Here is a 25,581-nt window from a genome sequence, read left to right as displayed (position 1 = left end):
TATGAAAGCCAGATGTTAATCAAAATTAGTGAAGACAAGTCGGCCCTTTAATTGCATAGTGATTAGCGAAAACAATAAAAAAATTAAATTATGACGCTTTTCAATTTTAATCCATCTGATCTGCTCAGCTTCTATCTCACTCTGTTCAGGGTGAGTATAGTTATGTTTCTGCTGCCGGTATTCGGAAGCTCTTCCATACCCAATATGGTAAAGGCTGCACTAACACTGGTAATAACCCTTGCGGTCTGGCCTCAATTATCTTTTGACGGTTCACTAATGCCAGCTTCTCCATACCAGATAGCTTTGATGATACTTGGGGAGCTGATTCTCGGCCTTGTTTTCAATATCGTAATAACTGTAGTTTTTGCCGCAATTCAAACCGGTGGTAACTTTATAGGAGTCCAGATGGGCTTCTCCATGGTAAATGTTCTAGATCCGGTAACCGGAACGAATGAAGCAGTTACCGCCCATTTTTTATATATGTGCGCCCTTTTGATATTTCTCTCTCTTAACGGACACCTATACATGATATCCGGCATTGCTAAAACTTTTGAGTATATTCCGCCCGGTGAGCTTCTTATAAGCCCAACACTTTATACACAGGTAATGAATATAACTGAGACTCTGTTTGTTCTGGCAATTCAGGTGGCAGCACCTATTATTGCTTCTATTTTTGTCATAGACCTGGCACTTGCTTTGATCGGTAAAATGGCTCCGCAAATGAACGTGCTTATGCTCGGATTCCCGATAAAAATTCTTGTAGGACTTATTTTTCTCGGTATGGTCTTCACGGTACTTGGTATGCATGTTTCCGGTTTTGTTGCAGGAATTCCCGAGTATATGCTTAACGTGATAAAATCCGGCAGCCCTTCTATTCATTCAGGGACAATTCCCGGAAGCTAGGAGAAAAATATGGCGGAAAAAGATCCTAGTAAAACCGAGAAAGCGACACCCAAACGAATAAAAAAAGCAAGAGGCGAAGGGAATGTCGCAAAAAGCCAGGAGATGGGTAAAACCATGACCCTTCTTGCTGGTGTCATTGCTATTAAGGTAGTTATTAATATATATTATGACCAATTTCAGGAAATTTTTCACTGGTTTTTCACCAAAGGATTTTCAACTCCGTTAACGCAGAAAAAAGTATATCTTCTTTTTATCTGGTGTTCAGAGAAACTTGCCCTTCTACTTCTTCCTATTTTTCTTTTTATCGCCCTTGTCTCATTTATTACGCTCAGACTTCAGGTAGGAAAACTTTGGACAACTAAAGTCTTCAAGCCCAAATTTGGTAAAATATTTAATATTACCAACGGAATAAAAAAGATTCTGTTTGACGTTCAAACCTTCGTAAGACTTGGAAAAAGCATTCTTCAGGCTGCCGTGGTCGCAATAGCTCCTTATATTGTAATAAAACAGGAAATGCATAATTTTATTCCACTATTTTATGCAAATGCTCATGAAATCACGAGCTACGTCCTTCAAGTCGGCTATAAAATGATAAAGTACACAATGCTGCCCATGCTAATCATCGCAGCGATAGACCTCTGGTACATGCGCCATGAATATTCTGAAAACCTCAAGATGTCTAAAGATGAGGTTAAAGACGAACGTAAGCAGGCTGAAGGTGATGAAAAAGTTAAATCTGCGATGAAACAGCGCATGATGGCTATGGTTCAACAAAGAATGATTGCTGAAGTACCAAAAGCGGATGTGGTAATAACCAACCCGACTCATTATGCGATAGCTCTGCGCTACGACCCGCTCTTAGCCCCGGCCCCTCAGATTCTCGCAAAGGGTACAAACAAAATGGCCGAAAAAATCAAAGAAATTGCCCGCGAAAACAATGTTCCCATCAGAGAAAACAAGCCTTTGGCACAGGCCTTGTATAAACAGGTTGAAGTCGGTGACATTATTCCGGAAGAAATGTATCAGGCTGTAGCCGCTATTCTGGCAAAACTTAATAAATTCAAGCGCTGATACGTTTTTTCCAAGTCACAGAATATTACGACCTGAATAAGGGGTGTCAAAATTATGTCCAAGGCCAAGTCTATAAATCTCGATTACTCTCAGTTCTCCAAACACGGAGACCTTCTCCTTGCCGGCGGAGTTGTAGTTATCCTTTTTATTATGCTGATTCCTCTGCCGACATTATTTATAGACTTTATGCTGACGGTCAGTATCTCTCTCGGACTTGTAATTCTCGTTACGTCCATGTTCATGATATCCCCTCTTGAATTTTCAATTTTTCCATCACTCCTGCTGGTCACCACTCTTTTGAGGCTTGCTCTGAACGTGGCGACAACAAGAGCAATTCTCCTTCATGGCGATGAAGGGACCTCAGCCGCTGGTAGCGTTATTAAGAGTTTTGGTGAATTTGTTGTCGGTGGTAACTACCTTATCGGTATAGTCATATTTCTTATTCTATTCATCCTGAACAAAACAGTTATCGTTGCCGGTACAACACGTATTGCTGAAGTTGCCGCAAGATTTACCCTTGATGCCATGCCCGGTAAACAGATGGCAATCGAAGCCGACCTCAACTCCGGTCTTATAGATGAAGATGAAGCCCAGAAACAGCGTTCCGACATACGCCGGGAAGCTGACTTCTACGGAGCTATGGATGGTGCTGGAAAGTTTGTACAGGGAGATGTTAAAGCCGGTATCATTATTACTTTCGTCAACATCATCGGCGGAATTCTCATCGGGACCCTTCAAAAAGGAATGGCATGGCAGGACGCCGCGCAGACCTACACCCTGCTGACAATCGGTGATGGTCTGGTTTCCACTATCCCTTCACTGATTATTTCAACTTCAGCCGGTATCATTGTTTCCCGCGCTGCTGCAGAAGCAAAGATGGGTGAAGAATTTATCGGGCAGTTGACCCATAATTCAAGAGCACTGAAACTTGTTTCAGGAATTCTTGTAATTTTCGGTATTGTTCCCGGTATGCCTACAATCCCGTTCTTCACTCTTTCAGCTCTCCTTTACGGGCTTTCCCTTATGGGCCGCGATATTCAGCCTGGAGATGCAGAGAATGAAGCAGCTGACAAAAAATCCGGAGAGGCTCCTTCACTGGACAGCCCGGAAGAGGTTCAATCCCTGCTGCCACTTGATCAGCTTGAGCTTGAGGTAGGTTACGGCCTGATTCCTCTTGTTGATGAAGACCAGAATGGCAATCTGCTTTCGAGAATCCGTTCCATACGCCGCCAGTTTGCTCTTGATATGGGTGTAATTGTTCCTTCAATGCATCTCCGTGATAATCTTCAGCTCAAACCCGGTGAATACAGAGTGCTCATAAAAGGTAACGCTGTTGCGTCCGCTGAAATACTTATAGATCATTTTCTGGCCATGGACCCCGGTGATGCCAAGCATAGAATTCAGGGTGTTGAAACCGTTGAACCGGCCTTCAACCTGCCTGCCGTATGGGTACCGGAATCCCAGAAAGAAGAAGCAATGCTCGCAGGATATACGGTTGTTGATCCCTCAACAGTTATTGCGACACATCTTACCGAAGTATTTCGCAGAAATCTGCATGAATTCCTTGGAAGACAGGAAACTCAGGACCTTTTGGACAACCTTTCCAAAAGGGCTCCGAAAGCGGTTGAAGACCTTGTTCCCGGAATCATGTCACTTGGTAATGTCCAGAAAGTTCTTCAGAGTCTGGTCAAAGAAAATGTATCCATTCGTGACATGCTCACCATTGTCGAGGCTCTGTCAGATTATGGAGCTTCAATCAAAGATCCGGCGCAGCTCACGGAATATGTACGCTCACACATGGGAAGGACAATTATCAAGCCATACCTTGCAAGTGATGGAAGCCTGCCCATAATGACCCTTGGTCAAAATATTGAATCAACCTTAAACAACGGTGTTCGCCCGGCTGAAGGCGGCGGATACCTTGCTCTTGACCCCGGCACGGCACAGCAGCTCATTCAATCTGTCAATAAAACGGCGGAAAATGTTCTTGAAACAGACGGGCAGCCGGTCCTTTTATGCCCTCCACAGCTCAGGAGCCATATCGCCCAACTGATGGTACGCTTCTTGCCTACAATACCTGTAATATCTCAGGCTGAAATTCCTGCGGACATTAGAATCTACTCAGCCGGAATGGTAGAAGTTTAAAAAGGTGAGCTTATGCGGGTAAAGACATTCAGGGGAAAAAGTACAGCTGCTCTTTTTTCAGAAATAAAAGCTGAATTCGGGGACAGTGCGGTGATTCTCAGCAATAAGAGCGTAGAAGAATCCGGCGGGAAGATCCATGAAATCATGGTCGCTGTGGATAATATTGAGAATGACACCGAAGTAAAAACCTCAGCTGATCAGTGCAGTAAAGATGACACCATTGGAGCTGCCATGAGTAATATCCCAGAATGGAGCCGGGAATGGGATCAGATTAAAGATCACATGATGGCCCTGCTGAAACCGCAGATGAACCTTTCTCTCCTTGCTCCCCGCCAGCGTCTGGCAATGGAATATCTGGAAAAAGAAGGTGTTACGGATAAAGTAATTCTGAAACTTTTCAGAGAACTTTGCGGAGACAAAACCAAAGCGGTTTTGCCGGCACTCGAAAAAATTGCCAGAATATGTCCTTTCAATCATAAAAAATGGCCCCATAAATTTCACGCATTCGCAGGACCGCACGGAGTAGGAAAAACTTCAGCTTTAATCCGGCTGGCTTTAAAAGAAAAAAAAGAAAATCCCAAAAGCAGAATATGCCTTGTTTCGGCAGATCAGGGTCAGGGCAAAGGACGTCTGGTTTTAAGACATTATGCAGACCTTTCAGGACTTGGTTTCAGGGAAATAGCCTCCCGGGAGGATGTAATCGCCCTGCTCGGCGAAAGCCCGGCGTTTGACAGAATTTTTATTGATCTGCCAGGACTCAGCAATGACACAGATCTTGAAACATGGCTTGCCATTTACGGCTTGGATGATAACAAAGATCTGGCTGTGCATCTGGTTATGAATCCTTATTTCGCTCCGGCCCAATACAGAGTATTTATAAGAAAATACAGTTGCCCCAGACTTGAGAGTGTTATCTGGTCCAAGCTGGATGAATCATGCAACTACGGTTCTCTTATAAATATGGCCCATGAATGTGAAATACCTGTTTCCGCTCTGTCTTTCGGCTCAGGACTGCGCAACAGTATTGTGGAAGCAGACGAAAAAGATTTCTGGAGGCTTGTTTTTAAACACCAGCTTCCCGGACATAAACGAAACGCAGCGTAAAAACAGTTAAAATAAATAATTAATACACGTTGCATAATTTTAAACAGCAACGTAATAAAGACTTAAAATAATACAGGGTAATGCTGATGACAACCAATCTTCCTATGGTCCTTTCAGTCACCTCCGGTAAAGGGGGAGTTGGCAAAACCAATATTTCTGTCAATCTTGCATATAACTTAAGCAGGATGGGCAAAAAAGTGGTTCTCCTTGACGCGGACCTTGGACTGGCTAATGTAGATGTTCTGCTGGGGATAGCACCGGACCTGAATCTGTTCCATCTTTTCCATGAGGGCAGCAAACTTAAGGATGTACTATTTAAAACATCCTACGGTTTCGACATACTTCCTGCTTCATCCGGAGTTGGTGATATGGTAAGTCTCTCAACCGGTCAGAAACTGGACCTGCTTGAAGCTATGGATTACCTTGAAGATGAAGTGGACTACCTGATCGTTGATACCGGTGCCGGCATCAATGACAACGTGCTCTACTTTAATCTTGCTGTTCAGGAACGGTTGCTTGTGGTAACACCTGAGCCGACATCTCTCACAGACGCCTACGCCCTGATTAAAGTTATGAAACTCAATCACGGAGTAGATAAGTTCCGGGTCATTATCAATATGGCCAATGACATGAAGTCGGCAAAAGAGATTTTCAGCAAACTTTACAAAGCATGTGACCATTTCCTAAGCGGAATTTCACTGGACCTTGTAGGGGTTATCCCCCGTGATCAGCATATGCGAAGTGCTGTAATAAAGCAGACCCCGGTCTGCAGCTTATATCCGGATTGTCCGGCAGGCAAAGCGATTGAAGAAGCTGCGCACAAAATTTCAAAATGGAAACCAACATCCGAGCTAGATGGTAATATTAAGTTCTTCTGGAAAAAACTCCTCTTCCAGGAACAATCCGTGGCTTGATCTTGAATCAGGGACCACGGCCTGGGAAGACTTTTCACCAGCGGAGAGAGAAGCCATAGTAAGGCATTACTCTCCGAAGATACGTATTATTGCCTTGCGAATGAAGGCAAAGCTGCCTCAAAGCGTCGAACTTGGAGAACTTATCAGCGCTGGAAGTGTCGGTCTGGTTGAATCACTTGGGAAATTCCGTCCTGAACTCGGTATTAAATTCGAAACCTATTCCGAGAACAGAATAAAGGGAGCAATGCTTGACGAACTGCGCCGCATGGACTGGTTTTCCAGAGGACTCAGACAGAAAGTCAAGACTATTGAAAGCACGATACGGGAGCTGGAGCATCAGCTTGGGCAGACTCCAACTCAGGAACAGATTGAAAATGCTACAGGATTTTCAGCTGAAGAAGTTCAGCAGGGTCTGGAAGCCCTGCAAAACCAGATGTGCGTAAGCCTTGATTTATTCAGTGATAATCTTTCCAGCAATAAAGATGGCGGTTTTAACAATGAGCCTTATGAGTCAGCCCTTTTTCAGGAAACCGTTCTTAAGGTTGCCGACCTCATAGAAAGTTTGACGCCGCGCGAAAAACTGGTATTATCCTTATATTACGGAGAGGAACTAAATATGAAAGAAACCTCCGAAGTAATGGAAATAACCGAAGGACGAGTTTCACAGCTTCATTCACAAGCCCTGCAAAAGTTGAGAAAAATGTTCCGGGAACAATACGAACCGGAGTAGTAAGGAGAAATAAATGGCTATTGATTATTCTATGAAAGTTCTGGTTGTCGATGATTTCGCAACAATGCGGCGTATTGTAAAAAACATCCTCAGACAAATCGGCTTCACTAATATTGTTGAAGCAGATGACGGAACAACCGCATGGGAAATGCTCAATAAAGATGATGGCATCCAGTTTATCGTATCAGACTGGAATATGCCTCAGATGACCGGTATCGATCTTCTGCGCAAGGTTAGAGCAAGTGAAGAATTTTCAGATCTGCCCTTCCTTATGGTTACAGCGGAAGCTCAGCAGGAAAATATTATAGAAGCTGTTCAGGCAAAAGTATCCAACTACATTGTAAAGCCTTTTACTCCTGATACACTCGGCCAGAAAATCAATAAAATTTTTGAATAGAAAAATAAGGTCTGCCGGAATGATAAAATCCGGCAGACCTGAATCCTTTTACACGGTGCACCTGACATTTTCTGCCTGCAAATACACCATAAATTAAAAGGTTGCGCCTATGGTTTTCCTCGCCGCAGACGAATCTGATGAAACAATAGATCAATCTACAGCCGCAGAAGAAAGTTCTGAAATGGCGACTGAAGAAAGTGGTGGATCTGCTTCACAGGGCAGAGCCGCTCAAAAGGTTGATCTTGACCTCGATGATGCCCCTTTTCTGGAAGACGAGGACGAGGAAGAAGAGCTTCCCGAAGAAGAACCAGAAGATATTCCCTCTCTTGGTGAATCTCCACAAAAGAAAAAAAGCAAGACAATGTTATTTGTCTTCATTGGGATCGGAGTCATAATCCTTTTGCTTTCAGCTATAGCTGTTAAAGTATTCATATTTGATTCTCCTGAAGAAAAGCCTGCACCTCCGCCGCAGGAAGCCCCGCTTGAGGAAGAAACTCCGCCACCGCCTCCAGTTGAAAAGCAGGCCCCGCCACCGCCACCGGAAGAGCCTGGTATTACGCTCATACGAATGAAGCCTTTCTGGATAGACCACAAAGACAAAAAAGGTGCGATACGCTTTCTTGTTGCCAGATTTTCACTGACAACAACGGATGAACTTGTTGTTGCCGAATATGCCCGCAAAAAAGTTACCATTCGCGATGCGGTCTATTACTATATGAAAAATAAAGATTTAAATTTCTTATCCGATAAGAAAAATGGGGAAGCTTTGAAAAAAGATCTGCTGATGGTCATCAATCAATACATTGCAGCAGGTCAATTTGATGAAATTCTTTTTGAAGAATACCTTGTGAGGTAACACATGCCCGGACCTGTAGATATGCCTCTGGTCATTTCGCAAATGACTCATGTTCAAAAGGTATTTAATGCCGAGCTGGTTAAATCGGAACTGCAAAATGCGCTTGTAATAAATCCTAATGATCAGGAAATAAATAAAAACGCCCAAAAACAGATTCAGAAAATTGAAAAAAAAGATGGCAGCAATGCTATATCGGACCATAAAGAAGGTGCTGCGCAGCAGCATTCCATGGATCAAAGAAAAGAGAGAAAAGAAAAATCAAAGAAGGAAGATGATGATCCTCCAGTGAAGACTTCACCGTGGTCTGGCAATATAATCAATGTCAAAATTTAATTATAAATTACACTCGTAGAAACGGATATCCTGATGACTACGCTTTTACTGATACTGCTATCACTGACTGAACTTGTTCTACTCACTGTCGTTATTCTTTTTTTTATACGACTTAAAAAGTCTGAATCATTATTGATGGAGCTGCAAAGCAAACAGCAGGAATTTATAAATAAACTACATTTCAATGCTCAGTTGGAAAATGAACTTGTCAACACATTTGAAAAGCGACAGGCGGAACTGTCAATTCTGGATAAACAGCTGGAAGAAAAATCAGCTAAACTTGAAAAAATAATCAAGCAGGCTCAAGAATTTTCCAAGTCACCACAATTTTTAAGGCAAATAATACTGACAGGACACAGAGCAGGAAAATCTGCATCCCAATTGGCTAAAGGAACAGGTTTAACTCTTGATGAGGTTGAGCTTATTATTGATCAGGGCGGTTGATTCCGATGAAAATATTTGGGTATGGCAACTATTCCAATCAGCACAAAAATGGAAGTTCCAATAAAAAATCTGTTATTTTTAGAAATAGATATAGGGTGGGACAAAAGCTCCGTGGAACCCTGCTGAAATGGGAAAGACAAAATTTCGGTTGGATAGAAGTTGAAAACCTTTCGCTGCTTGCCAAGATTCAGTCCACCCCGTCAGTCGGAGATATTTTAACTTTCATAGTTGAGCAGCTTTATCCTGATATTATTCTCAAAGAAATTACAGCAGACTCTGGAAACGATTTTTCAACAATGACGCCTCAGGAAGCGGCCGGAGACTTTATTGCAGCAAGAGCCAAATTTGAATCTAAATCGCTTAGAATATTTTCACAAAACTACTTGCCGAAACTTCCGACATACACCCAATTTTGCAATTTCTTGTTGTCAGACAGCAATCACACAGACAGATTCTTTAACGTCTTGCGCTCTGTTACCAGCCTCAATTCATTCTCCAAAGGCAATTCAATACTGCTTTATATGCCGTGGCTTATTCCTGAGGGTTACAACCATGAAGCCCTCATAAATGTTACCGAACGCTCAAATCGAGAAGATAATTTTTATGAAGGGATATTCTGTTTTACTCACAGTCAGACAGGCAATAGCAGATTAAAAATTTTATATAAAAAACAGACAGCAGCTTTTAAATTAATTTCATCAAATCAGATAAATTCAAATAATTTTTCTCAGCTCAAAAAAAATAATACTGTTGAATTCATAGGTTACGAAAAAATATCGCCAAATGAGTCCAGTAGTATTTTACCTGATTTTATAAATTCTATTTCTAAATAATCAAAAATATTTTATCAATTAATTAAAATAGTCAGATTAGAAATCAAATTTTTAGCAGCTATTTTTTAAACTTTCATTAAAAACGCCATTGTTATTTATGCTACAAATAACTATATTGATAATTAGACATAAAATTTGCCTTAAAATATAAGCTCGCAGGAGTAAGCCATGAGGAACCTTTACATCAACCATCAAGGCACTAACTCTGACTTCTATCTTTTCCTTTCAACCCAGAGTAATTTGGGAAGTTCTGAAAATAAATTAACGTCATCAAAAGAGGCCAACTTACCTCCACAAAACGGAATAAGAGTTCTAGTTGTTGAAGATAATAGAATAAATCTGCTGGCAATAACCAGATATCTTTATAAAAAAGGATATTCAATCACCGGGGTGCCGGACGGCAGAAAAGCTGTTGAAGCTGTTCTGGAAAATCAGTTTGACTGCATAGTTATGGATATTCAGATGCCGGTTATGGATGGTCTGACAGCTACTTCAACAATAAGATCGTCAGGCTCAGGAGCAACTGAACCGGAAGTACCTATCATAGCCATTACAGCCTATGCCCTGCCCGGAGACCGGGAGCGCTTCCTTAGATCAGGAATGGATGATTATCTTCCAAAACCTCTTGATTTTGATGCCCTTGAAAGGACCATAATCAAGCATCATCAAAAATAATCACGACTTATTAAAACCAATAAAAAATGGCCTGAAGATATCAACTTCAGGCCATTTTTAATTTGCTACTAAAAATAATTTTAAATCAATCAACTTTAAATACAGATATTTCTGCTTCCAGCCCGGAAACGGACTCTGTGAGTTTTTCAGTTATGGATATAAATTCTTCGAGCGAATCTCTGGTTTGTACGGCAGTCTCGCTTAACTGCAAGATTGCTTTACTTATCTGAGCGGCTCCATCACTCTGATTCTGCATTCCTTCATTTACTGTTTCAAACTGAGGACTAAGGGAATGCACCTGATGGACAACTTCACCTATTCCCCTGCCAAGGTCCTCAACATTTGAAACTCCTGATTCGACCTGCTGCCTGAACTTATCCATACCCATAACTCCAGCAGAGACAGCGGAAGTCATCTCCGCAACAATCTTTTCAATATCGAGTGTAGACATGGCGGTCTGATCAGCTAATTTGCGTATTTCCCTAGCTACTACAGAAAACCCCTGACCGAACTCACCGGCTTTTTCAGCTTCTATAGCGGCATTCAAGGACAAAAGGTTAATCTGCTCTGATATTTTAGAGATGGATGTAACTACGGTGCTGATATTAGCAGCCTTAGAGTTGATTATTGACAGCTTTGAAAAAATCTCTGTCGAGGCTTCACGCATTTTCTGCATATTCTCAGCCATGACCTCTAAATCAGAAAAACCTCTAGCCGCAAGCCCGGCTGTTTTGATCGCAACCTCGGTTGAATCATTCATGGTTCTGGCAAGTTCATTGGCGGTTGAAGAAATTTCCCGCGCAGTACTTCCAAGTTCCTGAGTGGCTGTGGCCTGATCTTCAACGGTAATTTCAAGCTGATTTATGGCTGACCCCATCTGTACAGCAGAGCCTGTAACCATTTCTCCGGATTTTTGAACATGCCCGACAAGAGAATTAAGAGTTGTTATCATTTCATGAAACGAGATAACCAACTGCCCAATCTCGTCTATGCGTTTATTATCAGTATTGATTTCACAAATCTTACGTCCTGCTTCAGCTCTGGTTATGTATGAAGTATTAACCATCACCTCTTTGAAAAAAATACCGGCATTTCGTAAATCGCCTTTAGCAACAAGGCGGGCCATTTTTGAAACATTCCTTATTGGTTCACACATTTTTTTAATTGCGTAATAAATCAACGCCAGTGTAACCATCAAAATAATCAGGCTGATGGCCGCCTGCTTTTTAACCAGATTTTCAACAGGCTCTTCAATTTCACATTTGGGAACTATAGAAGCGATATACCATCCGAGAGGTTTAAAATGCTTAACATAGGAAACCCTCTCATCAATTTCATGGTTTGCTCCTGCTACAGAATAGTCCAGTTTCCATTCATTCTTTTTGGCTGTCTCACGCAGGTCGTGTAAAATAGTGTTCCCTGTTGTCAGATTAATTCTATTCTGAAAATTAGCACTATATCCTTTAGGTGGAACAATTATATTTTTCTGATCGTCAAAAATAAAAAGTCTTCCTGACTCAGCCAGCCTCACTTTATCAAAACCTTTTTTTAACTCTTCGATAAAATTTGTTCTCTTGGCTGCAATCTGAGCTTCAATATCATCAACATAAGTTCCGGTACCGATAATCCAGTTCCATTTTTTGCACGACTTCACATACAGGATTTTAGGGATAGGGACATCATTTCCAAGCCTTTTCCACCAGATGGTCAGGTAAGAGCCTCTGCCTTCCGCAGCCTTCTGTTTTATCCCTTTACCAAAAGCGTAACCTTTAACATCCGTCATGTCGCTTACATCTCTACCCTGTATGCCTTTATCCGGGTGTGCGACAGAGACCATATCTTCAGTGTAAACAAAGAAATAATCATTATTAAAATATCTGGTATTATGAACCAGACTTCTAACACTTTGTATTGCCTGATCTTTGGTTATAGAACCTTGTTCATACAGATCATATAAATTATCCAGCTGCGATTCAAAAACCATTAGGGCATCTTTTACAGCCTGCTTCCGGTCTTTCATGGCTTGAACTCTGTATCTTGCCATAGCCTGCTGCCCTTCCTGCAGGTTGAGTATAGCCATCCTGATGATATTTCTCGCCGTTTTTCCCTGAGCGGCAGTCATATCATTCTGGACGGTGTTTTCTATGAAAAACAATGTCGCAAGTGATGAGAGGATGACAACTACAGCAACTATTGTTGAAATTCTGGCATTTAATGACCGGAACATTACAATCTCCTTATGTTTCAATTAACTGCATTCTCACCTGTTGCTGCAAACCAGTCAAGACTTCCCTGCTTTCACCGTCACACAAAAGAAGCTCAAATATTAAATCCGAATAAATTTTAAAGCAAAAAAGACAACCATTCTATCTTTCAACACTGTTAATCCAGATTCATGGACCTGAGAATAATCAGTCAGCTTTATTCTTTATGTATATTCTTTTTTTCTAAAAGCAGTTCATTTAATATAAACCATATTAAGACGGGACAAATGCATAAAAAAAGCCCGTTTATAAATAAACGGGCTTTTGAATAAACTGGAAACTAAAAAACTATGCTGGAACCGGAACTGCACCAACTGAAGGCTCGTGAACCTTTTTGGCTGCTTTAGCTGTACCGCTGCCGAGGACGCGCTCTTCAATATAGTCTTCGCCCTGCGAAAGAACATACTTTAAGAAAGCGTTATTGAGGGCATGTCCTGAAGCGAACACCTCAAATTTACCGTAAAGAGGCATATTAAGGACAGCCATATCTCCTACAAAATCAAGCATTTTATGGCGGACAAATTCATCCTGAAAACGGAGTCCGTCATTATTTAAAATGCCGTAATCATCGAGAACTACAGCGTTATCAAGCGATCCACCAAGAGCAAGGCCATTCTCATGGAGATATTCAACCTCTTTTAAAAATCCGAAAGTTCTAGCTTTGGCAAGATTATCACCAAAAACTTCGGGAGTAATATCAAGAGAGAGTCTCTGACGACCAATCTGGGGATGAGCAAATTCTATTGTATAGTCAATCGCAAAGCCATTATATGGGGTGGCTTTAACAAATTTTCCATCCTGCTCAAAAGTAATTTCCTTGCGGATAGCTTTGACTTTACGATCTTTAGCCTGATTTCTGATTCCGGCCTGACGCAGAAGATAAACAAAAGGACCGGCACTACCATCCATTATAGGCAGTTCTTTTCCGCGTACTTCAACATGTATATTGTCAATTCCCATACCTCTGACTGAAGCCAGAAGATGTTCAACTGTAGAAACAGAATCTTCGCCATTCCCAAGAGTCGTGGCAAGGCTGGTTGCAACAACAAGGTCCGGGGTAGGAGTTAAAAAAGAACTTCCTGATCCTGTATGTAAAGAAAAAAGAATACCGGTATCCTCAGCTGCGGGGCGCAGAACCATTTCAACCTGCTTGCCGCTGTGCAGCCCAATACCTTTGCATCTTACAGTTTTACGAATTGTAGTTTGTAGCATAGTTCCTCCACTTTCCAATAAAGCAATTAACATGCCACATTTCTATAGATATTTAACATATTGAAATTACGACATATTTTTAAAATAATCTTTATCCCAAAAATTCAATAGGTTGTATTTTTACAACAAAACAAACCTTCGCTGTTGTTTTTTTGCAACCTCGGGAAACCATTCATCGTTTTCTTGCAACAGCGATGCGGTCATGCCCGGAAATATCTTTTTGGATATAAACATCGGTAAAAGCGCCATCAGCACTTTCAAAAAGATCTTTGACAGTTTCACCCTGCAGGTAGCCTATTTCCATAAATACCAGCGCATTTTTTTTCAAAAGCCCGGCAATGACAGGTATAGAACTCTTAATAAGCTCATCACCGCGCGGACCTCCGACAAGTGCTCCACACGGCTCAAAATCATAAACTTCCCTGCTTATCTCGCCAAGCTCGGCCTGACTCAGATAAGGTGGATTTGCAACAACAAGATCAAGACTTCCATTTTTGATAACATCGGTAGTAAAATCGGCCTGTAAAAATTGGAGCCGCCCATCAACATTATGTTTTCTGGAGTTGCGTAAAGCTGTTGAACATGCTCCCAGACTTATATCAAGACCGATCCCATGTGAATTTTGAAAAAGAGATGCAAGAGTTATAGAAATGATACCGGAGCCTGTACCAAAATCAGCAAACATTATTTTGCTATTTGCACTGTAATACTTTTGTACAAGCTCGATCATCTCTTCTGTTTCAGGACGGGGAATCAGAACATGGGGATTTACTTCAAAATCCAGCCCGAAAAATTCGCGCTGAGCAAGAATATAAGCGGCGGGTTCTCCGGTCGCCCTTCTACTGACAAGACTCTCATATTCTTCCAGATGCTGGTCACTGACTGCTGTTTTAGCTTCCATAACCAGACCTAGAGCATCAAGTCCTAAGACTTTTTGAGCCAGAATTCTTGCGGAAAGCTGCGGTGAGTCGACATTTTCCTGTTCAAGAAGCGCTGCCGCTTTCCTGATCATTTCTTGTATATTCATTATCGTTTATTAAAAAAAAGGGGAGCAGCTCTGCTCCCCTTAATAAATGTTATGATCAGAAATTAACCATCCTGAGCCTGTTGTTTCAAAGCTTCAGACTGGTAGTAATTAATAAGTGAATCAATTATTTCACCGACATCCCCTTCCATTACAGCATCAAGCTTATAAAGAGTAAGGTTTATACGGTGGTCGGTCACACGTCCCTGAGGGAAATTATAAGTTCTGATTCTTTCAGAACGGTCACCTGAACCTACCTGAGCTTTACGGGCCTCGGCCAGCTCGGCATGCTGTTTATCCTGCTCCAGCTGAAGTAATCTGGACATAAGAACTTTTAGAGCTTTAGCCTTGTTCTTATGCTGGGATTTTTCATCCTGACAGGTAACAACCAGTCCGGTTTCAAGATGGGTTATTCTAATAGCCGAGTCAGTGGTATTAACACTCTGCCCACCCGGACCTGAAGAACGATAAACATCCACGCGGATATCTTCCGGGCGTATGTTCACATCAACTTCTTCAGCCTCAGGCATAATAGCAACAGTAACAGCTGAGGTATGAATTCTACCCTGAGATTCAGTAGCAGGAACACGCTGAACTCTATGTGTTCCTGATTCATACTTCATCTTACTATAGATATGATCACCACTGATTGAAGCGATGATTTCTTTAAAACCGCCTGTTCCAGTTGGACTGGAACTTAAAATTTCAACTTTCCAGCGGTTAACTTCAGCATAGCGGGTATACATGCGGAAAAGATCTGCTGCAAAAAGGGCTGCTTCTTCTCCACCTGTTCCTGCCCGGACTTCAAGAATGATATTCTTTTCATCCATCGGGTCTTTGGGCAGAAGTAAAATCTTAAGCTCATCTTCAAGTTTGGGAAGCTGTTCCTTGATTTCATCAATTTCAGCTTTAGCCATTTCACGGATTTCAGGATCGGAATCCTTGGCCAGTTCCTTATTATCTTCAAGATCAGAATTTAAAGTCTTATACTGACGAAAAGCTTTAACAATAGGATCAAGCTCTGAGTGGGTCTTAGTGACTTTTCTATAGCGTTCCTGATTATTATAAACTTCCGGATCACTAAGCTCCTGCTCAAGATCCAGAAATGAACGCTCTATCTCTTCTAACTTCGCAAACATATATTAACAGCCTCCATCTTAGCGAACAGCATGATTCAGTGCGGCTATAGCCACTTCAAGCTGCTGCTCGTCAGGCTCTTTGGTTGTCAGCAACTGCATACCCATTCCGGGCAGACAAAGAACCTTACAAAATCTATTGCCGACATTTTTACCTGCGGCCTTAATCAATTCATAGGCTATGGCACTGATCGGTGCCATCATAATGAGCTTGATTCCAACAATATAGAGATGCTTTACTATGAAATGTTCAGGAGCCCAGATTTCAACAATCAGCGGAACAAAGATAGTAAAAAGAAGAATACTCACGACCAGAACAAACAGCAGAAAAGCTGTTCCGCAGCGGGGATGAAGGCGACTGAAAGTTTTAGCAGACCCCGGTGTCAGATCGTTACCGGATTCATAAGCCCATATAACCTTGTGCTCAGCTCCATGATACTGAAAGACTCTCTTGATATCAGGCACAAAAGAAATTGAAAGAATATAGCCTATGAACATCGCCATTTTAAAAGCGCCATCCCAGATATGAAAACTGAAACTGTCAACATCTCCGGAAAAGCCAAGCCACTCCATGCCGATGCTGAAAAAATGCGGCAGGACAACAAAAAGTCCCAGAGCAGCACCGATAGCGACAATCATGGTAAGAATAAGATGAAAACTGGTGAGTTCTCCATCCTCTTCTTCATCAAGGGCCTGTGTTGCGGAGTAGTTCAACGCTTTTACGCCGTTGACCATTGTTTCCAGAAATATTGGAAAGCCTCGAATAAAAGGCTTGTTAAGAAATGCGGGAGTCATTGAGAACCACGGGCGTTCTTCAACAACTATTTCTCCATTGGGACGACGAACAGCTATGGCCAGATTTTTTTTAGAGCGCATCATAACGCCCTCTATAACGGCCTGACCGCCAACGGTTTTGGCGGCGGACATGAGAAGGGATGACTTCAACAAAACCCGTTTTCCTCTTTTTTCAGACTGGTTAGATACATGTTCCATGCTTGAAAACTAGTCACAAACATTGGAGCAGGCAAGTCATTTACGAATAAAAAGGGATCGGCTGCGCTAAAAAGATTACAGTCACCTGTAATGCTTAAAAGAATAAATCTTTATTCAGCCGAAAAAGCAACATGCCTCCGCCCGGAAAACGGACAGAGGCATGTCCAGCGGCCATGACCGCGAAAAACGGGCTAGTTGCCTTTTGCTTTGCTGCTTGCGTCAAATCCGGCATATTTTTTCTTGAAGCGATCGATACGACCGGCGGTATCAACAAAACGCTGTTTACCGGTGTAAAAAGGATGGCAGTTTGAGCAGATTTCTACGCTTACTTCTTCACCCTTTGTTGAATATGCTTCACTTTCGTAGCCGCAGTGGCAGCGAATTTTTGCTTTGTAAACTTTGGGATGGATATCTTTTTTCATGACGTTCTCCTGTCTTTGTTTTCCGTGGAAACAAAGCCCTATATCCCCACTGTCAACAATTTGCAAGGCTTTATTGCCGTTCAAATAAAATTTGTTGCTGCCGGATAACAAACGAACTTTGTTTTTTTCAATAAAAAGGGCGAAACCGGATGGTTTCGCCCGTAAAATCTGCTTTAAGCCAATTGCTATACACAACCGGTGGGCTTGGGCAGACCAGCCATCTTACAAGCTCCCTTACCGGGTCCGGAGGGGAAAAGTTCGTAGATGTGTTTCAGCTTGTAGCCAGTAACCTTGGAAAGGATACGAACCATAGGAGCGATACCGTTTTTCTTGTAGTAGTCCTGCAGAAAGTCGAGAACTTTCTGATGTTCGTCGCTGATTTCTTTGATTCCTTCGCTGTCTTTAACGTAGTCAACCCATTCAGGAGCCCAGTCTTCAAACTTCAAAAGGAAACCGTCTTCATCAACTTCAAAGGATTTACCTTCGTATTCTACCTGTGCCATTTGAGATCCTCCTAGGATTCAATATAGGTATTATCAGCCAAAAGGCCCTTTCCGGACCTACCATATCCAAAAACAGCGATCCGCTGTTTCACAACTATTTTGTATTGTCAGCAAAAATCCGTATAGTTGAGAAGTAATAATACCTCAACGGGTTTGTGTCAATACATACCCACAATAACCGCGCTGAACAGAATTAGTTTTGCTCAAGTTTTTCAAGATGCGCGCGGGCATAATCAAGAGCAGGATCAAGATCAAGAGCCGTTGCTAAATACTCACGGGCTTCATCGGTTCTGCCCATAAATTTAAGACATAATCCGAGATTTGCAAGATCCGAAGCCGAGCCACTGTCAAGAGCAAGAGCTGCCTTGAAATCTTCAGCCGCAATTTCGTAGCTGCCGCTTTTAAATTTGGCAACACCCCTCAAATTGAAGTATTCTTTGGCCTGATCGTCAAGCTCAATGGCTCTGTCCAGAAATGGTACAGTTTCAGGCCATTTTTCCTGAACAGACAAGGAATAAGCTGCATAGAAAGCTGCCAGAGCCCTTTCCTCATCAGCCGGCTGGAGTTTTTCCGCTTTCTCAAAAAAGCCTACTGCGCTGTCGGCTTCCCCACTGCGCAGAGCAAGCATTCCTTCAAAAAACGGGATAAAATAAGCCTTTTCTCCATAAATATCAGCGATTATATCAAGGCCTTCACCAGCTAAATCAATGGAAGTCTTTTCAGATAAAATTCTACCGGTAAACAGTCCAAGGCTGGCATAAGGGGTCCTTTCCCTAAACTGAAATCCCGGAACAAAACTATAGTTGGCCGGTACACCAAGATCAGGATTTGTTATATCCACACTATAGAGAGTGAATCCTTTATCCATCAAGCCTGAGGCAAGTGCTTTCAGCTCAGTCAGGATATCATCATCTTCAACAGAAGGAAGGTCGGACAAAGCTATAGTTTTACCTTCGCTCAACCACCGGGTCTGCTCAATCTCAGTAAACTTTGGCAGCCCGGAAGCTTCGTAAACTCTGCCTGTCTCAAAATCACCGGCAAGCTGCGCAACTTCTGTCACAGCCCTTATAGCTGCTTTTTCAGGAGAAGCTGAGGTTCCGGCAGTGAAAACGATTTCGCTCATACCGGGAAAAGTTGAGGGGTCCCATGCTGTAGCCGCAACGGTGGGAACAGGCATACCAAGTGAAAAATCATTCAATATAAGACGGACACCATTGTCTGCAAAACATTTGCAAAGGCGGAGAAGAACTTCATCGCCACAGGTTGCAGGATCAATTACCGGGAGTTCCGGCCGTTCTCTATCTATTACAGCACAAACATGCCTTTCCACCAGTTCGCAAGCTCCCTGAAGGATTGATTCCTCACTGGTGTTTCCTGCGGAAGACCCATTGAACTCGTTCAGAATTCTGAACCAGTCCAGAGGAACATATTCTGTTTTCCCACTGCTGACATTAAGGACAGGACAGAACATCCAGCGCACAAGATCAAGAATGACTCTGGCCTTGGCAATATCCATCTCTTCACCGACAGACTGAAGAATTCTCTCAATGGGAATCACCTGCCCCGGCCACATCTCTTCCGCTTCGCTGTATGTAGCTGGTACAAAATTTTCAGGATTGTTCCAGAACGAAAAAAAACTATAGCGCTCAACCAGCTCCATAACGGCAGAGGCTTCGGCCTGAATAGCTGAAGCTCCCTTTCCCATCTGCTTTCTGGTAGGCATAATGGCTCTGGCGGCACTTCCGCATTCACTGATAAATACAGGTATTCCAAGTCTCCCTGTATCAACCTTGCGGGTGCACTCAAGAACGCCGTCACATTTTTCAGCAAGTATCTTTTTAACTTTTTTGACAGTCTCTTCAGGAGAAACAGCTTTATCCTGATCTCTAGTGAATGATTTGGGGCATGATTTAAGCTCCAGCATTATTTTCGGCCTCCGAGTCTGTATAAATCGATAAGATCGCGACTTCCGTTTTCAGGATTTTTAAAAGGAACTTCCTGACGCATAATTTTATATTTATCTTTAATCGTCTCAAAAAAGAGTCTTCCGGTCCTTTTATGATCCATGGCAAGAACGGTTTCTGCGCCGGGAACATCCTTCAGGTGAGCCTGAACAAATTCAGCAAAAGGCTTATAAGTATCTTCCTGATAAAGGACTTCACAGCCTATTATATAATCAAATTTTTCACCCAGCCTGTCTGTTGTAAAATCAACTTTTTTTAGAGTGATTTTATCTTCAAGGCCGTTACGGAGAGCGTTAAGTCTGCAAAAAAGAAGGGAATCATCTTCAATGTCAGTCATGACAACATCAAGTCCCCTTTTAGCTGCTATCATCCCTACAAGTCCGCATCCGGCACCGACTTCAAGAACCCTGGCATCTTTGATCGGAGAAATTTTCATGAGATAAAAACCGAGGATAAGACAAGAAGGCCATATTTTAGCCCACAACGGCAGTTCAATTGTTTTGCCGCCGCGTGCTTTATCTACCAGTTTATCAAGGTATGCCGGCATATCAGCAACCTGAGCAACTTCCAGCTCAACATTATCAACTTTGACCTTTTCAAACCTGATTGCCCCGAACTTTCTTCTGGCTTCAGCCAGAAGCTCGTCAAACCAGGCACTGGTAATGGCAGATATATCTTTCACAATTATTCTCCTGTCAGGATAAGTATACTTGTTCTTATAGTCTAAAATTTCATACTTCTAAAGTATGTCTTAGCTAAACCTCATGCCGTTGAGGGATAATCATTTACTCCTTAACGGTCAACTCAGGCCGCAGTAATACTGCTTGCGGCAAACAAATAATTCTTTTCAGGGAATTTAGTTACAATTTCAAAAGGATCGAATTTAGGGTGATAAATTTCCACCTGAAAAAGTGAGGGTGTTCCAGCATGATATTTTTACCGGTCTTAACCGAGATATGACAAAAGCACCTCAGGATAAGTCAGAATGTCTAGTTTATCCTGTGCGGAAGCCTTGAGAGCCTTATAACAACCGTTGCACGGACAAACGATTCCCTGCACTCCTTTTTCAAGAGCCGAACCAATAATTTTGTCAGCCGAACGTTTGCAGCACAGCTTGTTGGACAAATCCACAAGAGAAATACCATCCAACTCACCAAGGGCATTACGGTATCTAGGCCAATCGAGATCAGCATCAGGATAATGTGCCTTGTAATAAGTATGGCAACCTTCAAAATATCCCAACTTCATCGACACAGTCTTAGTCTGCCGTTGCTTTATACTATCCAGAATCAAATCCAGTATATATCCATGACACTCGTCAGAACCGGCAGATGCTTGTCTGGCTGCGGAAGCACACCCGACACAGCAGTAATACAGTTTATCTGCGCCCTTTTGTGCCGCCAGTTCCCTGTTCTTTTGAATAAACTTGGCACCTTGTGCCAGACCCTTTTCAAGATTCTTAGTTACTAAAGGAAGACCGCAGCAATACTCTTTTTCCAGCCAGGTATAATCAACGCCTAAAACATCCAGCAGTCGTATGTAGTCCTGCAACAGAAACGGAGTTGTAAATGGACGGTAGCATCCGAAAATTATACCATTCGCCGCACGTTTTTTAGGATTGCATATCCCATGAGCAGTGAGGACATCATTTCGCAAAATATCGCTGGCGCCATGATTGCCATAAGTCTCAATATCCTCAATCTGCTTTTCGAAGGGCCTGCCAGAAGCGATTTTGTCGGCAAAAGCATTCTCAGGCGCAAAGGCGATCTGTTTCGGCATCAAAAAAAGACCTCATTATAATTAGCTAATGATTAAGTAAGTGTATATCGATCAAATTAAATACGGAGGTCTAAAGAAAGATGTGATGCAGGAAACAACGTCCATTCCCTTCATCCCCCTATCCGGATAGTTCCAGCAGCAATATATACTTTTTGATCGATTCATCCGTGACAATGCACAGAAAATATAATGGGGAAATTCAAAGTGGCAACCACCAAGAAGATGATAAAATAAGACTCAATATATAAACCAAAAAAGCCGACCCAATTAAGGATCGGCTTACTATTCGCTGGAGCGGGAAACGGGATTTGAACCCGCGACTTCAACCTTGGCAAGGTTGCACTCTACCACTGAGTTATTCCCGCGAATTTGGAGGCGGCATCCGGATTTGAACCGGAGAATGGAGGTTTTGCAGACCTCTGCCTTACCACTTGGCTATGCCGCCAAATTCGTGGAGCGGGAAACGGGATTTGAACCCGCGACTTCAACCTTGGCAAGGTTGCACTCTACCACTGAGTTATTCCCGCTCACGAAAAGCGAAGCAGTTTTTACGTTTGCTGCTTTTATTTGTCAACAACTTTTTTTATTTTTTTTCAAAAATATTTTTAGAAAAGTCATTGTCAAAATGGACTTTTATCTCTGCCATGAATCTAAACTCATAGCAAATAAAATTTTCCATTAAATCAGACAAAAAAAACGCTTCAAATTTTCAAAGAGTCAGCTCGTGCTGACGGAGAAAGCTTTTATGACAGACAGAATTGTTTGTCAAACATTTTGAAATTTTTATTATTTTTATATTTTATAACTTACGCTTTACTTTCAATGTAAGAATGGGCTACAACCACTTTCTTTCTAAACCGATACGGGGTCGACTGATTTTAACAATTCTGTGAGCTACCTCGCATGGGAGGATTAAATGAATCAAAAAGAACTTGAGTTCTTTCGTGAATCTCTCAACAAGATGCTCAATGATATCCTGCAGAAAGGTCAGGAAACCATTGAGGATATGACTGAATCCGGCGAAGTTTATGCTGACCCTGCCGACAGGGCTACAGCTGAATCTGATAGAGCCTTTACACTGAGGCTCAGAGATCGTGAGCGCAAGCTTATTAAAAAGATTCAAAAAGCCATTCAGCGCATTGATGATGGTGATTTCGGTTACTGCGTTTCCTGCGGTGACGAAATATCTATCGCCAGACTCAAGGCGCGTCCTGTTACAACCCTTTGTATAGCATGCAAAAGTAAGCAGGAAGACGAAGAAAAAAATCGCGGAGACTAAGGCTCCGTTATAACTCCTTATGGACGCACACTTCTTTCGTGCTTTGGCAGCTGAAATAGGTCCACACCTTGAAAGCCGCCGGGTTGAGAAAGTTTTTGCTCCTGCCGAAAATGTATGGACTTTTGTTGTTCAGGCAAATGACGGCAGAAAGTATCTGCTTTTCAGACCCGCCAAATCGGCGGGTCTGTTTTTTATGTCCGCAATGAAGCCGGTCAATCCTTCAACTCCGCCAGCTAAAATTATGTGGTTGAGAAAGAGGCTCTGCGGAAGAAGACTTTTTGAACCTCAGATTGACTGGGTTAATCTTAAACTGGCCTTCACTCTCTCTCCTGCCCGCAATTCAGAAAATTACAACTACATAATTTTTGATCTGAAAAATGGTGTTTCACTAAAACGTGAGCTGCCTGAAGATTTCGGTATAGAACCTCAATGGCCCGCTTTTGAGCAGATTGAATCGGAACCTGAAATCTGGCAGCAGTTCCCGCAGATATCCCCCCCTCTGCGTAAACACTTTTCTTATATTTCAAGAACCGAAGCTCAAGAGCTGCTCTCAAGACTTAAGAAAAACAACCTGAGCAGCTTTTATCTTCCACGGGAAGGCAGTGGAAACATAAGACCGCCTAGAGTATGGCAGGAAGGCCAGCAATGTGCCTCCTTTACCAGTGCCATGGAAGCTTCGGCCAAATACGGAGAGAGAATTCTTTTCCCTCTGCTCGAACAGCAGGAAGAAAAAGGTGAAAGCGAAGCTCTGAAAGCAGGCCGGAAAAAATATCGCAAGACAATTAAAAGAATTGAAGATGAAGAAAAACGTCTTGCCGGCCTGCAAGCCCTGAAACAAAAGGCCGAACTTCTGCAAAATGAACTATACAGGTTCAAAGACAGCAAAGATCTGCAAAAAGTAACCGTCAGCCATCCTGAGCAGGGAGAAGTCTCTATTGATCTTGATCCACGGTTAACTCCGTCCGAAAATATGGCCAGAATGTTTAAACTGGCAGCTAAAGCCGAGCGTGGTTTTATTCATATGAAAAGGCGCAGGCAGGAAGTTGAAGAAAAATACGAAAAACTTATTGAAAATAATCTGCTTCCACAGCAGCAGGACAGCCAGAATAAAAAAATAACCATACCTAAAAAATATAAAGGCATGGCTGCTTCTCTTTTCGTTTCTTCAGATGGATTTTTAATTATCCGGGGTAAAAACAGTAAAGCGAACCATGAGATACTAAGTAAAGCTGCATCAAACTTTGACTACTGGTTTCATGTCGCAGACGGTCCGGGATCGCATGTAATCCTCAAGAGGGATCATCCGGGTCACGATGTTCCTCAAAGAACGCTTGAAGAAGCTGCGGTACTGGCAGCATTGAAAAGTTATCGCTCAGCAGACAGTAAAGCTGAGGTTATCTGTGCGCTTGTTAAAGACATCAGAAAAATAAAAGGTGCCAGTCACGGGCTTGTAACCGTTGATAATGAAATCGCCCGTCTTAATATTGAAATAGACCCTGAACTGGACAGCAAACTGACCAGAAAAGTGTAATTACACCATTTTCGAAAGAGGATTGTCTTTAAGCATGGAAAGAATGAGATTCTCCTCTTTATCAAGCCTTGCCTGAACGCTGTTGCGAACCGCTTCTGTTGAAGACCCGAACCGGCTTTTTCTCTCACCGTAAATTTCCTTAACAAGGTTTGAAGGAAAACCCTGACTTCTGGCACTTTCAGCAAGACTTTCAACAGCATCAGCGATCATTCTTCCAGCACCAGTAGCACCATGCTGAACAGACGTACTCCAGATAACTTCTTTTACTGCTTCCGGCATTTTATTAATATCAATGCCTGTTTTTTCAAAAATTATTTTCGCAGCCGGATCATAATGGCTGGCTTTAATAAAATCGTGCTGCAACGCCTCAAAGCCTGCGGGGTCCTCAGAAGATATTTTTTTCCATTCCTCAGGCATACCGCCACCGGTACTACCTGTATTTGATGGACCGCTTGCTCCAAGTCTTTTGGCAAGATCAGGAGCCTTGGTTTTCAAAAAATCCATAAAATCATCCATTGCCCCGGTTTTGGAAGCAATCTGATATTTTCCATAGGAAGTTCCTCCAACCCTGTCATAGCCTATAGCACCAACGCCCTGCGACCCGGATTCAAAGTGTGCAGTCAGTCCACCTAATTTTTCTGAACTATCGATAGGATTACTGACTGGTTGATTTGCTAATGTTTTTTTCAAGCCAGCTGAAGTTTGAGGATTGAGAGCACTGAAGTCTGTACCATAAGCTTTAATCTGCCTTGACAGATTGAGCCCCTTTACACTGGATAAAGCCTGAAGAGCTTCCAGTACCAAAGCATCATTCATTATCGAAGTATCCATTCCTCCGACATTCATCTGCCCGCTTGAGTCAGAGCTATCATTAAACATTTTCTGAGCCAGCAGCATCTCCGACTCAAAAGATTTATCACCGGATTTTAAATTATTTTTACCGATGAGATCGCTAAAGCCGGAAGAGATTCCGCCGGAACCGTCAATTCCACTATTGCCGACTATTTTAGTTAATGCACTCAAATAATTGCTCATAATAAATCCCCTGTCAGAAAATAGACTTCTTAAC

Annotated in this window: 25 protein-coding genes and 3 tRNA genes; 14 read left to right on the top strand and 14 right to left on the bottom strand. The window is 42.3% G+C overall.

Annotated elements, in window-relative coordinates; translation table 11 throughout:
- Positions 1 to 90 precede the first annotated feature (90 nt).
- The 12 genes from fliR (at position 91) to G496_RS0117665 (ending at position 10,405) form a co-directional block, all read left to right on the top strand.
- Complete coding sequence (gene fliR, locus G496_RS0117720) at positions 91 to 903, top strand: flagellar biosynthetic protein FliR (protein ID WP_027180446.1); 813 nt, start codon at positions 91 to 93, stop codon at positions 901 to 903.
- Between the two features lie 9 nt (positions 904 to 912).
- A complete protein-coding gene (flhB, locus tag G496_RS0117715) occupies positions 913 to 1,974 on the top strand; it encodes a flagellar biosynthesis protein FlhB (RefSeq protein WP_027180445.1) in 1,062 nt (353 codons plus the stop codon).
- A gap of 54 nt (positions 1,975 to 2,028) precedes the next feature.
- Positions 2,029 to 4,119 (top strand): flagellar biosynthesis protein FlhA, encoded by a 2,091-nt coding sequence (flhA, locus tag G496_RS0117710; RefSeq protein ID WP_027180444.1) that lies wholly within the window; start codon positions 2,029 to 2,031, stop codon positions 4,117 to 4,119.
- Positions 4,120 to 4,131: 12 nt separating this feature from the next.
- Positions 4,132 to 5,223 (top strand): flagellar biosynthesis protein FlhF, encoded by a 1,092-nt coding sequence (locus G496_RS0117705; RefSeq protein WP_027180443.1) that lies wholly within the window; start codon positions 4,132 to 4,134, stop codon positions 5,221 to 5,223.
- Positions 5,224 to 5,309: 86 nt separating this feature from the next.
- Positions 5,310 to 6,137, top strand: a complete 828-nt coding sequence (locus tag G496_RS0117700; protein WP_027180442.1) for a MinD/ParA family protein — start codon at positions 5,310 to 5,312, stop codon at positions 6,135 to 6,137.
- Positions 6,079 to 6,867 carry a FliA/WhiG family RNA polymerase sigma factor gene (locus G496_RS0117695; protein ID WP_027180441.1) on the top strand — a complete coding sequence of 263 codons (789 nt, stop codon included), beginning with the start codon at positions 6,079 to 6,081 and terminating at the stop codon, positions 6,865 to 6,867. The genes G496_RS0117700 and G496_RS0117695 overlap by 59 nt, the downstream gene beginning before the upstream one ends.
- Positions 6,868 to 6,880: 13 nt before the next feature.
- Entirely contained in the window at positions 6,881 to 7,264 is a 384-nt protein-coding gene (locus tag G496_RS0117690) for a chemotaxis response regulator CheY (protein ID WP_027180440.1), read from the top strand.
- A gap of 109 nt (positions 7,265 to 7,373) precedes the next feature.
- On the top strand, positions 7,374 to 8,120 hold the full coding sequence (locus tag G496_RS0117685) for a flagellar basal body-associated FliL family protein (RefSeq protein WP_027180439.1): 747 nt from the start codon (positions 7,374 to 7,376) through the stop codon (positions 8,118 to 8,120).
- Between the two features lie 3 nt (positions 8,121 to 8,123).
- Positions 8,124 to 8,453, top strand: coding sequence for a hypothetical protein (locus G496_RS0117680; protein ID WP_027180438.1), 330 nt, complete (start codon positions 8,124 to 8,126; stop codon positions 8,451 to 8,453).
- 33 nt (positions 8,454 to 8,486) lie between these two features.
- A complete protein-coding gene (locus tag G496_RS0117675) occupies positions 8,487 to 8,897 on the top strand; it encodes a hypothetical protein (protein WP_027180437.1) in 411 nt (136 codons plus the stop codon).
- A gap of 5 nt (positions 8,898 to 8,902) precedes the next feature.
- Entirely contained in the window at positions 8,903 to 9,730 is an 828-nt protein-coding gene (locus G496_RS0117670; protein WP_027180436.1) for a hypothetical protein, read from the top strand.
- Positions 9,731 to 9,898: 168 nt separating this feature from the next.
- A complete protein-coding gene (locus G496_RS0117665) occupies positions 9,899 to 10,405 on the top strand; it encodes a response regulator (RefSeq protein WP_027180435.1) in 507 nt (168 codons plus the stop codon).
- An 85-nt stretch (positions 10,406 to 10,490) separates the two neighbouring features.
- On the opposite strand, the gene G496_RS0117660 is transcribed toward G496_RS0117665, so the two are convergent.
- From G496_RS0117660 to G496_RS0117600, 13 genes are all read right to left on the bottom strand, one after another.
- A complete protein-coding gene (locus G496_RS0117660; protein ID WP_027180434.1) occupies positions 10,491 to 12,632 on the bottom strand; it encodes a methyl-accepting chemotaxis protein in 2,142 nt (713 codons plus the stop codon).
- A gap of 325 nt (positions 12,633 to 12,957) precedes the next feature.
- Complete coding sequence (gene lpxC / locus G496_RS0117655) at positions 12,958 to 13,881, bottom strand: UDP-3-O-acyl-N-acetylglucosamine deacetylase (protein ID WP_027180433.1); 924 nt, start codon at positions 13,879 to 13,881, stop codon at positions 12,958 to 12,960.
- 172 nt (positions 13,882 to 14,053) lie between these two features.
- The gene (prmC, locus tag G496_RS0117650) at positions 14,054 to 14,908 is read right to left on the bottom strand and encodes a peptide chain release factor N(5)-glutamine methyltransferase (protein ID WP_034633822.1); all 855 of its coding nucleotides are present in this window, start codon (positions 14,906 to 14,908) and stop codon (positions 14,054 to 14,056) included.
- Between the two features lie 62 nt (positions 14,909 to 14,970).
- On the bottom strand, positions 14,971 to 16,044 hold the full coding sequence (gene prfA, locus G496_RS0117645) for a peptide chain release factor 1 (protein ID WP_027180431.1): 1,074 nt from the start codon (positions 16,042 to 16,044) through the stop codon (positions 14,971 to 14,973).
- 18 nt (positions 16,045 to 16,062) lie between these two features.
- A complete protein-coding gene (locus tag G496_RS0117640; RefSeq protein ID WP_034633820.1) occupies positions 16,063 to 16,968 on the bottom strand; it encodes a DUF1385 domain-containing protein in 906 nt (301 codons plus the stop codon).
- A 257-nt stretch (positions 16,969 to 17,225) separates the two neighbouring features.
- A complete protein-coding gene (gene rpmE / locus G496_RS0117635) occupies positions 17,226 to 17,456 on the bottom strand; it encodes a 50S ribosomal protein L31 (protein WP_027180429.1) in 231 nt (76 codons plus the stop codon).
- Between the two features lie 185 nt (positions 17,457 to 17,641).
- Positions 17,642 to 17,959 (bottom strand): TusE/DsrC/DsvC family sulfur relay protein, encoded by a 318-nt coding sequence (locus G496_RS0117630; RefSeq protein WP_027180428.1) that lies wholly within the window; start codon positions 17,957 to 17,959, stop codon positions 17,642 to 17,644.
- A 193-nt stretch (positions 17,960 to 18,152) separates the two neighbouring features.
- Complete coding sequence (locus G496_RS0117625; RefSeq protein WP_027180427.1) at positions 18,153 to 19,883, bottom strand: YcaO-like family protein; 1,731 nt, start codon at positions 19,881 to 19,883, stop codon at positions 18,153 to 18,155.
- A complete protein-coding gene (locus tag G496_RS0117620; protein WP_027180426.1) occupies positions 19,883 to 20,605 on the bottom strand; it encodes a class I SAM-dependent methyltransferase in 723 nt (240 codons plus the stop codon). Before G496_RS0117620 ends, G496_RS0117625 begins: the two co-directional genes overlap by 1 nt.
- 263 nt (positions 20,606 to 20,868) lie before the next feature.
- A complete protein-coding gene (locus G496_RS0117615; protein WP_027180425.1) occupies positions 20,869 to 21,702 on the bottom strand; it encodes a heterodisulfide reductase-related iron-sulfur binding cluster in 834 nt (277 codons plus the stop codon).
- Positions 21,703 to 21,992: 290 nt separating this feature from the next.
- Positions 21,993 to 22,067: transfer RNA gene (locus tag G496_RS0117610), tRNA-Gly, on the bottom strand.
- A 5-nt stretch (positions 22,068 to 22,072) separates the two neighbouring features.
- Positions 22,073 to 22,147 (bottom strand) — tRNA-Cys (locus tag G496_RS0117605).
- A 7-nt stretch (positions 22,148 to 22,154) separates the two neighbouring features.
- A tRNA-Gly gene (locus tag G496_RS0117600) sits at positions 22,155 to 22,229 on the bottom strand.
- A gap of 389 nt (positions 22,230 to 22,618) precedes the next feature.
- On the opposite strand from G496_RS0117600, the gene dksA reads away from it, so the two are divergent.
- Together dksA and G496_RS0117590 are read left to right on the top strand one after the other, a co-directional pair.
- The gene (gene dksA, locus G496_RS0117595) at positions 22,619 to 22,981 is read left to right on the top strand and encodes an RNA polymerase-binding protein DksA (RefSeq protein ID WP_027180424.1); all 363 of its coding nucleotides are present in this window, start codon (positions 22,619 to 22,621) and stop codon (positions 22,979 to 22,981) included.
- Positions 22,982 to 23,000: 19 nt separating this feature from the next.
- On the top strand, positions 23,001 to 24,512 hold the full coding sequence (locus tag G496_RS0117590) for an NFACT RNA binding domain-containing protein (RefSeq protein WP_027180423.1): 1,512 nt from the start codon (positions 23,001 to 23,003) through the stop codon (positions 24,510 to 24,512).
- Here the strand turns inward: G496_RS0117590 and G496_RS0117585 are convergent, their stop codons facing one another.
- Positions 24,513 to 25,547: a VgrG-related protein gene (locus tag G496_RS0117585; RefSeq protein WP_027180422.1), complete on the bottom strand. Its 1,035-nt coding sequence runs from the start codon at positions 25,545 to 25,547 to the stop codon at positions 24,513 to 24,515. It abuts the gene before it with no gap.
- Between the last annotated feature and the right edge of the window lie 34 nt (positions 25,548 to 25,581).

Origin of the sequence: Maridesulfovibrio bastinii DSM 16055, from assembly GCF_000429985.1 — a bacterium.
GTDB lineage: Bacteria > Desulfobacterota > Desulfovibrionia > Desulfovibrionales > Desulfovibrionaceae > Maridesulfovibrio > Maridesulfovibrio bastinii.
The sequence above is the reverse complement of the archived record's forward strand: the minus strand, read 5'-3'. Positions and strand labels throughout refer to the sequence as shown.

What these genes read in the sequence shown, in the direction of transcription:
- fliR (WP_027180446.1), top strand. Translation starts at nt 91, where the DNA reads ATGACGCTTTTCAATTTTAATCCATCTGATCTGCTCAGCTTCTATCTC.
- flhB (WP_027180445.1), top strand. Translation starts at nt 913, where the DNA reads ATGGCGGAAAAAGATCCTAGTAAAACCGAGAAAGCGACACCCAAACGA.
- flhA (WP_027180444.1), top strand. Translation starts at nt 2,029, where the DNA reads ATGTCCAAGGCCAAGTCTATAAATCTCGATTACTCTCAGTTCTCCAAA.
- G496_RS0117705 (WP_027180443.1), top strand. Translation starts at nt 4,132, where the DNA reads ATGCGGGTAAAGACATTCAGGGGAAAAAGTACAGCTGCTCTTTTTTCA.
- G496_RS0117700 (WP_027180442.1), top strand. Translation starts at nt 5,310, where the DNA reads ATGACAACCAATCTTCCTATGGTCCTTTCAGTCACCTCCGGTAAAGGG.
- G496_RS0117695 (WP_027180441.1), top strand. Translation starts at nt 6,079, where the DNA reads ATGGTAATATTAAGTTCTTCTGGAAAAAACTCCTCTTCCAGGAACAAT.
- G496_RS0117690 (WP_027180440.1), top strand. Translation starts at nt 6,881, where the DNA reads ATGGCTATTGATTATTCTATGAAAGTTCTGGTTGTCGATGATTTCGCA.
- G496_RS0117685 (WP_027180439.1), top strand. Translation starts at nt 7,374, where the DNA reads ATGGTTTTCCTCGCCGCAGACGAATCTGATGAAACAATAGATCAATCT.
- G496_RS0117680 (WP_027180438.1), top strand. Translation starts at nt 8,124, where the DNA reads ATGCCCGGACCTGTAGATATGCCTCTGGTCATTTCGCAAATGACTCAT.
- G496_RS0117675 (WP_027180437.1), top strand. Translation starts at nt 8,487, where the DNA reads ATGACTACGCTTTTACTGATACTGCTATCACTGACTGAACTTGTTCTA.
- G496_RS0117670 (WP_027180436.1), top strand. Translation starts at nt 8,903, where the DNA reads ATGAAAATATTTGGGTATGGCAACTATTCCAATCAGCACAAAAATGGA.
- G496_RS0117665 (WP_027180435.1), top strand. Translation starts at nt 9,899, where the DNA reads ATGAGGAACCTTTACATCAACCATCAAGGCACTAACTCTGACTTCTAT.
- G496_RS0117660 (WP_027180434.1), bottom strand. Translation starts at nt 12,632, where the DNA reads ATGTTCCGGTCATTAAATGCCAGAATTTCAACAATAGTTGCTGTAGTT.
- lpxC (WP_027180433.1), bottom strand. Translation starts at nt 13,881, where the DNA reads ATGCTACAAACTACAATTCGTAAAACTGTAAGATGCAAAGGTATTGGG.
- prmC (WP_034633822.1), bottom strand. Translation starts at nt 14,908, where the DNA reads ATGAATATACAAGAAATGATCAGGAAAGCGGCAGCGCTTCTTGAACAG.
- prfA (WP_027180431.1), bottom strand. Translation starts at nt 16,044, where the DNA reads ATGTTTGCGAAGTTAGAAGAGATAGAGCGTTCATTTCTGGATCTTGAG.
- G496_RS0117640 (WP_034633820.1), bottom strand. Translation starts at nt 16,968, where the DNA reads ATGTCCGCCGCCAAAACCGTTGGCGGTCAGGCCGTTATAGAGGGCGTT.
- rpmE (WP_027180429.1), bottom strand. Translation starts at nt 17,456, where the DNA reads ATGAAAAAAGATATCCATCCCAAAGTTTACAAAGCAAAAATTCGCTGC.
- G496_RS0117630 (WP_027180428.1), bottom strand. Translation starts at nt 17,959, where the DNA reads ATGGCACAGGTAGAATACGAAGGTAAATCCTTTGAAGTTGATGAAGAC.
- G496_RS0117625 (WP_027180427.1), bottom strand. Translation starts at nt 19,883, where the DNA reads ATGCTGGAGCTTAAATCATGCCCCAAATCATTCACTAGAGATCAGGAT.
- G496_RS0117615 (WP_027180425.1), bottom strand. Translation starts at nt 21,702, where the DNA reads ATGCCGAAACAGATCGCCTTTGCGCCTGAGAATGCTTTTGCCGACAAA.
- dksA (WP_027180424.1), top strand. Translation starts at nt 22,619, where the DNA reads ATGAATCAAAAAGAACTTGAGTTCTTTCGTGAATCTCTCAACAAGATG.
- G496_RS0117590 (WP_027180423.1), top strand. Translation starts at nt 23,001, where the DNA reads ATGGACGCACACTTCTTTCGTGCTTTGGCAGCTGAAATAGGTCCACAC.
- G496_RS0117585 (WP_027180422.1), bottom strand. Translation starts at nt 25,547, where the DNA reads ATGAGCAATTATTTGAGTGCATTAACTAAAATAGTCGGCAATAGTGGA.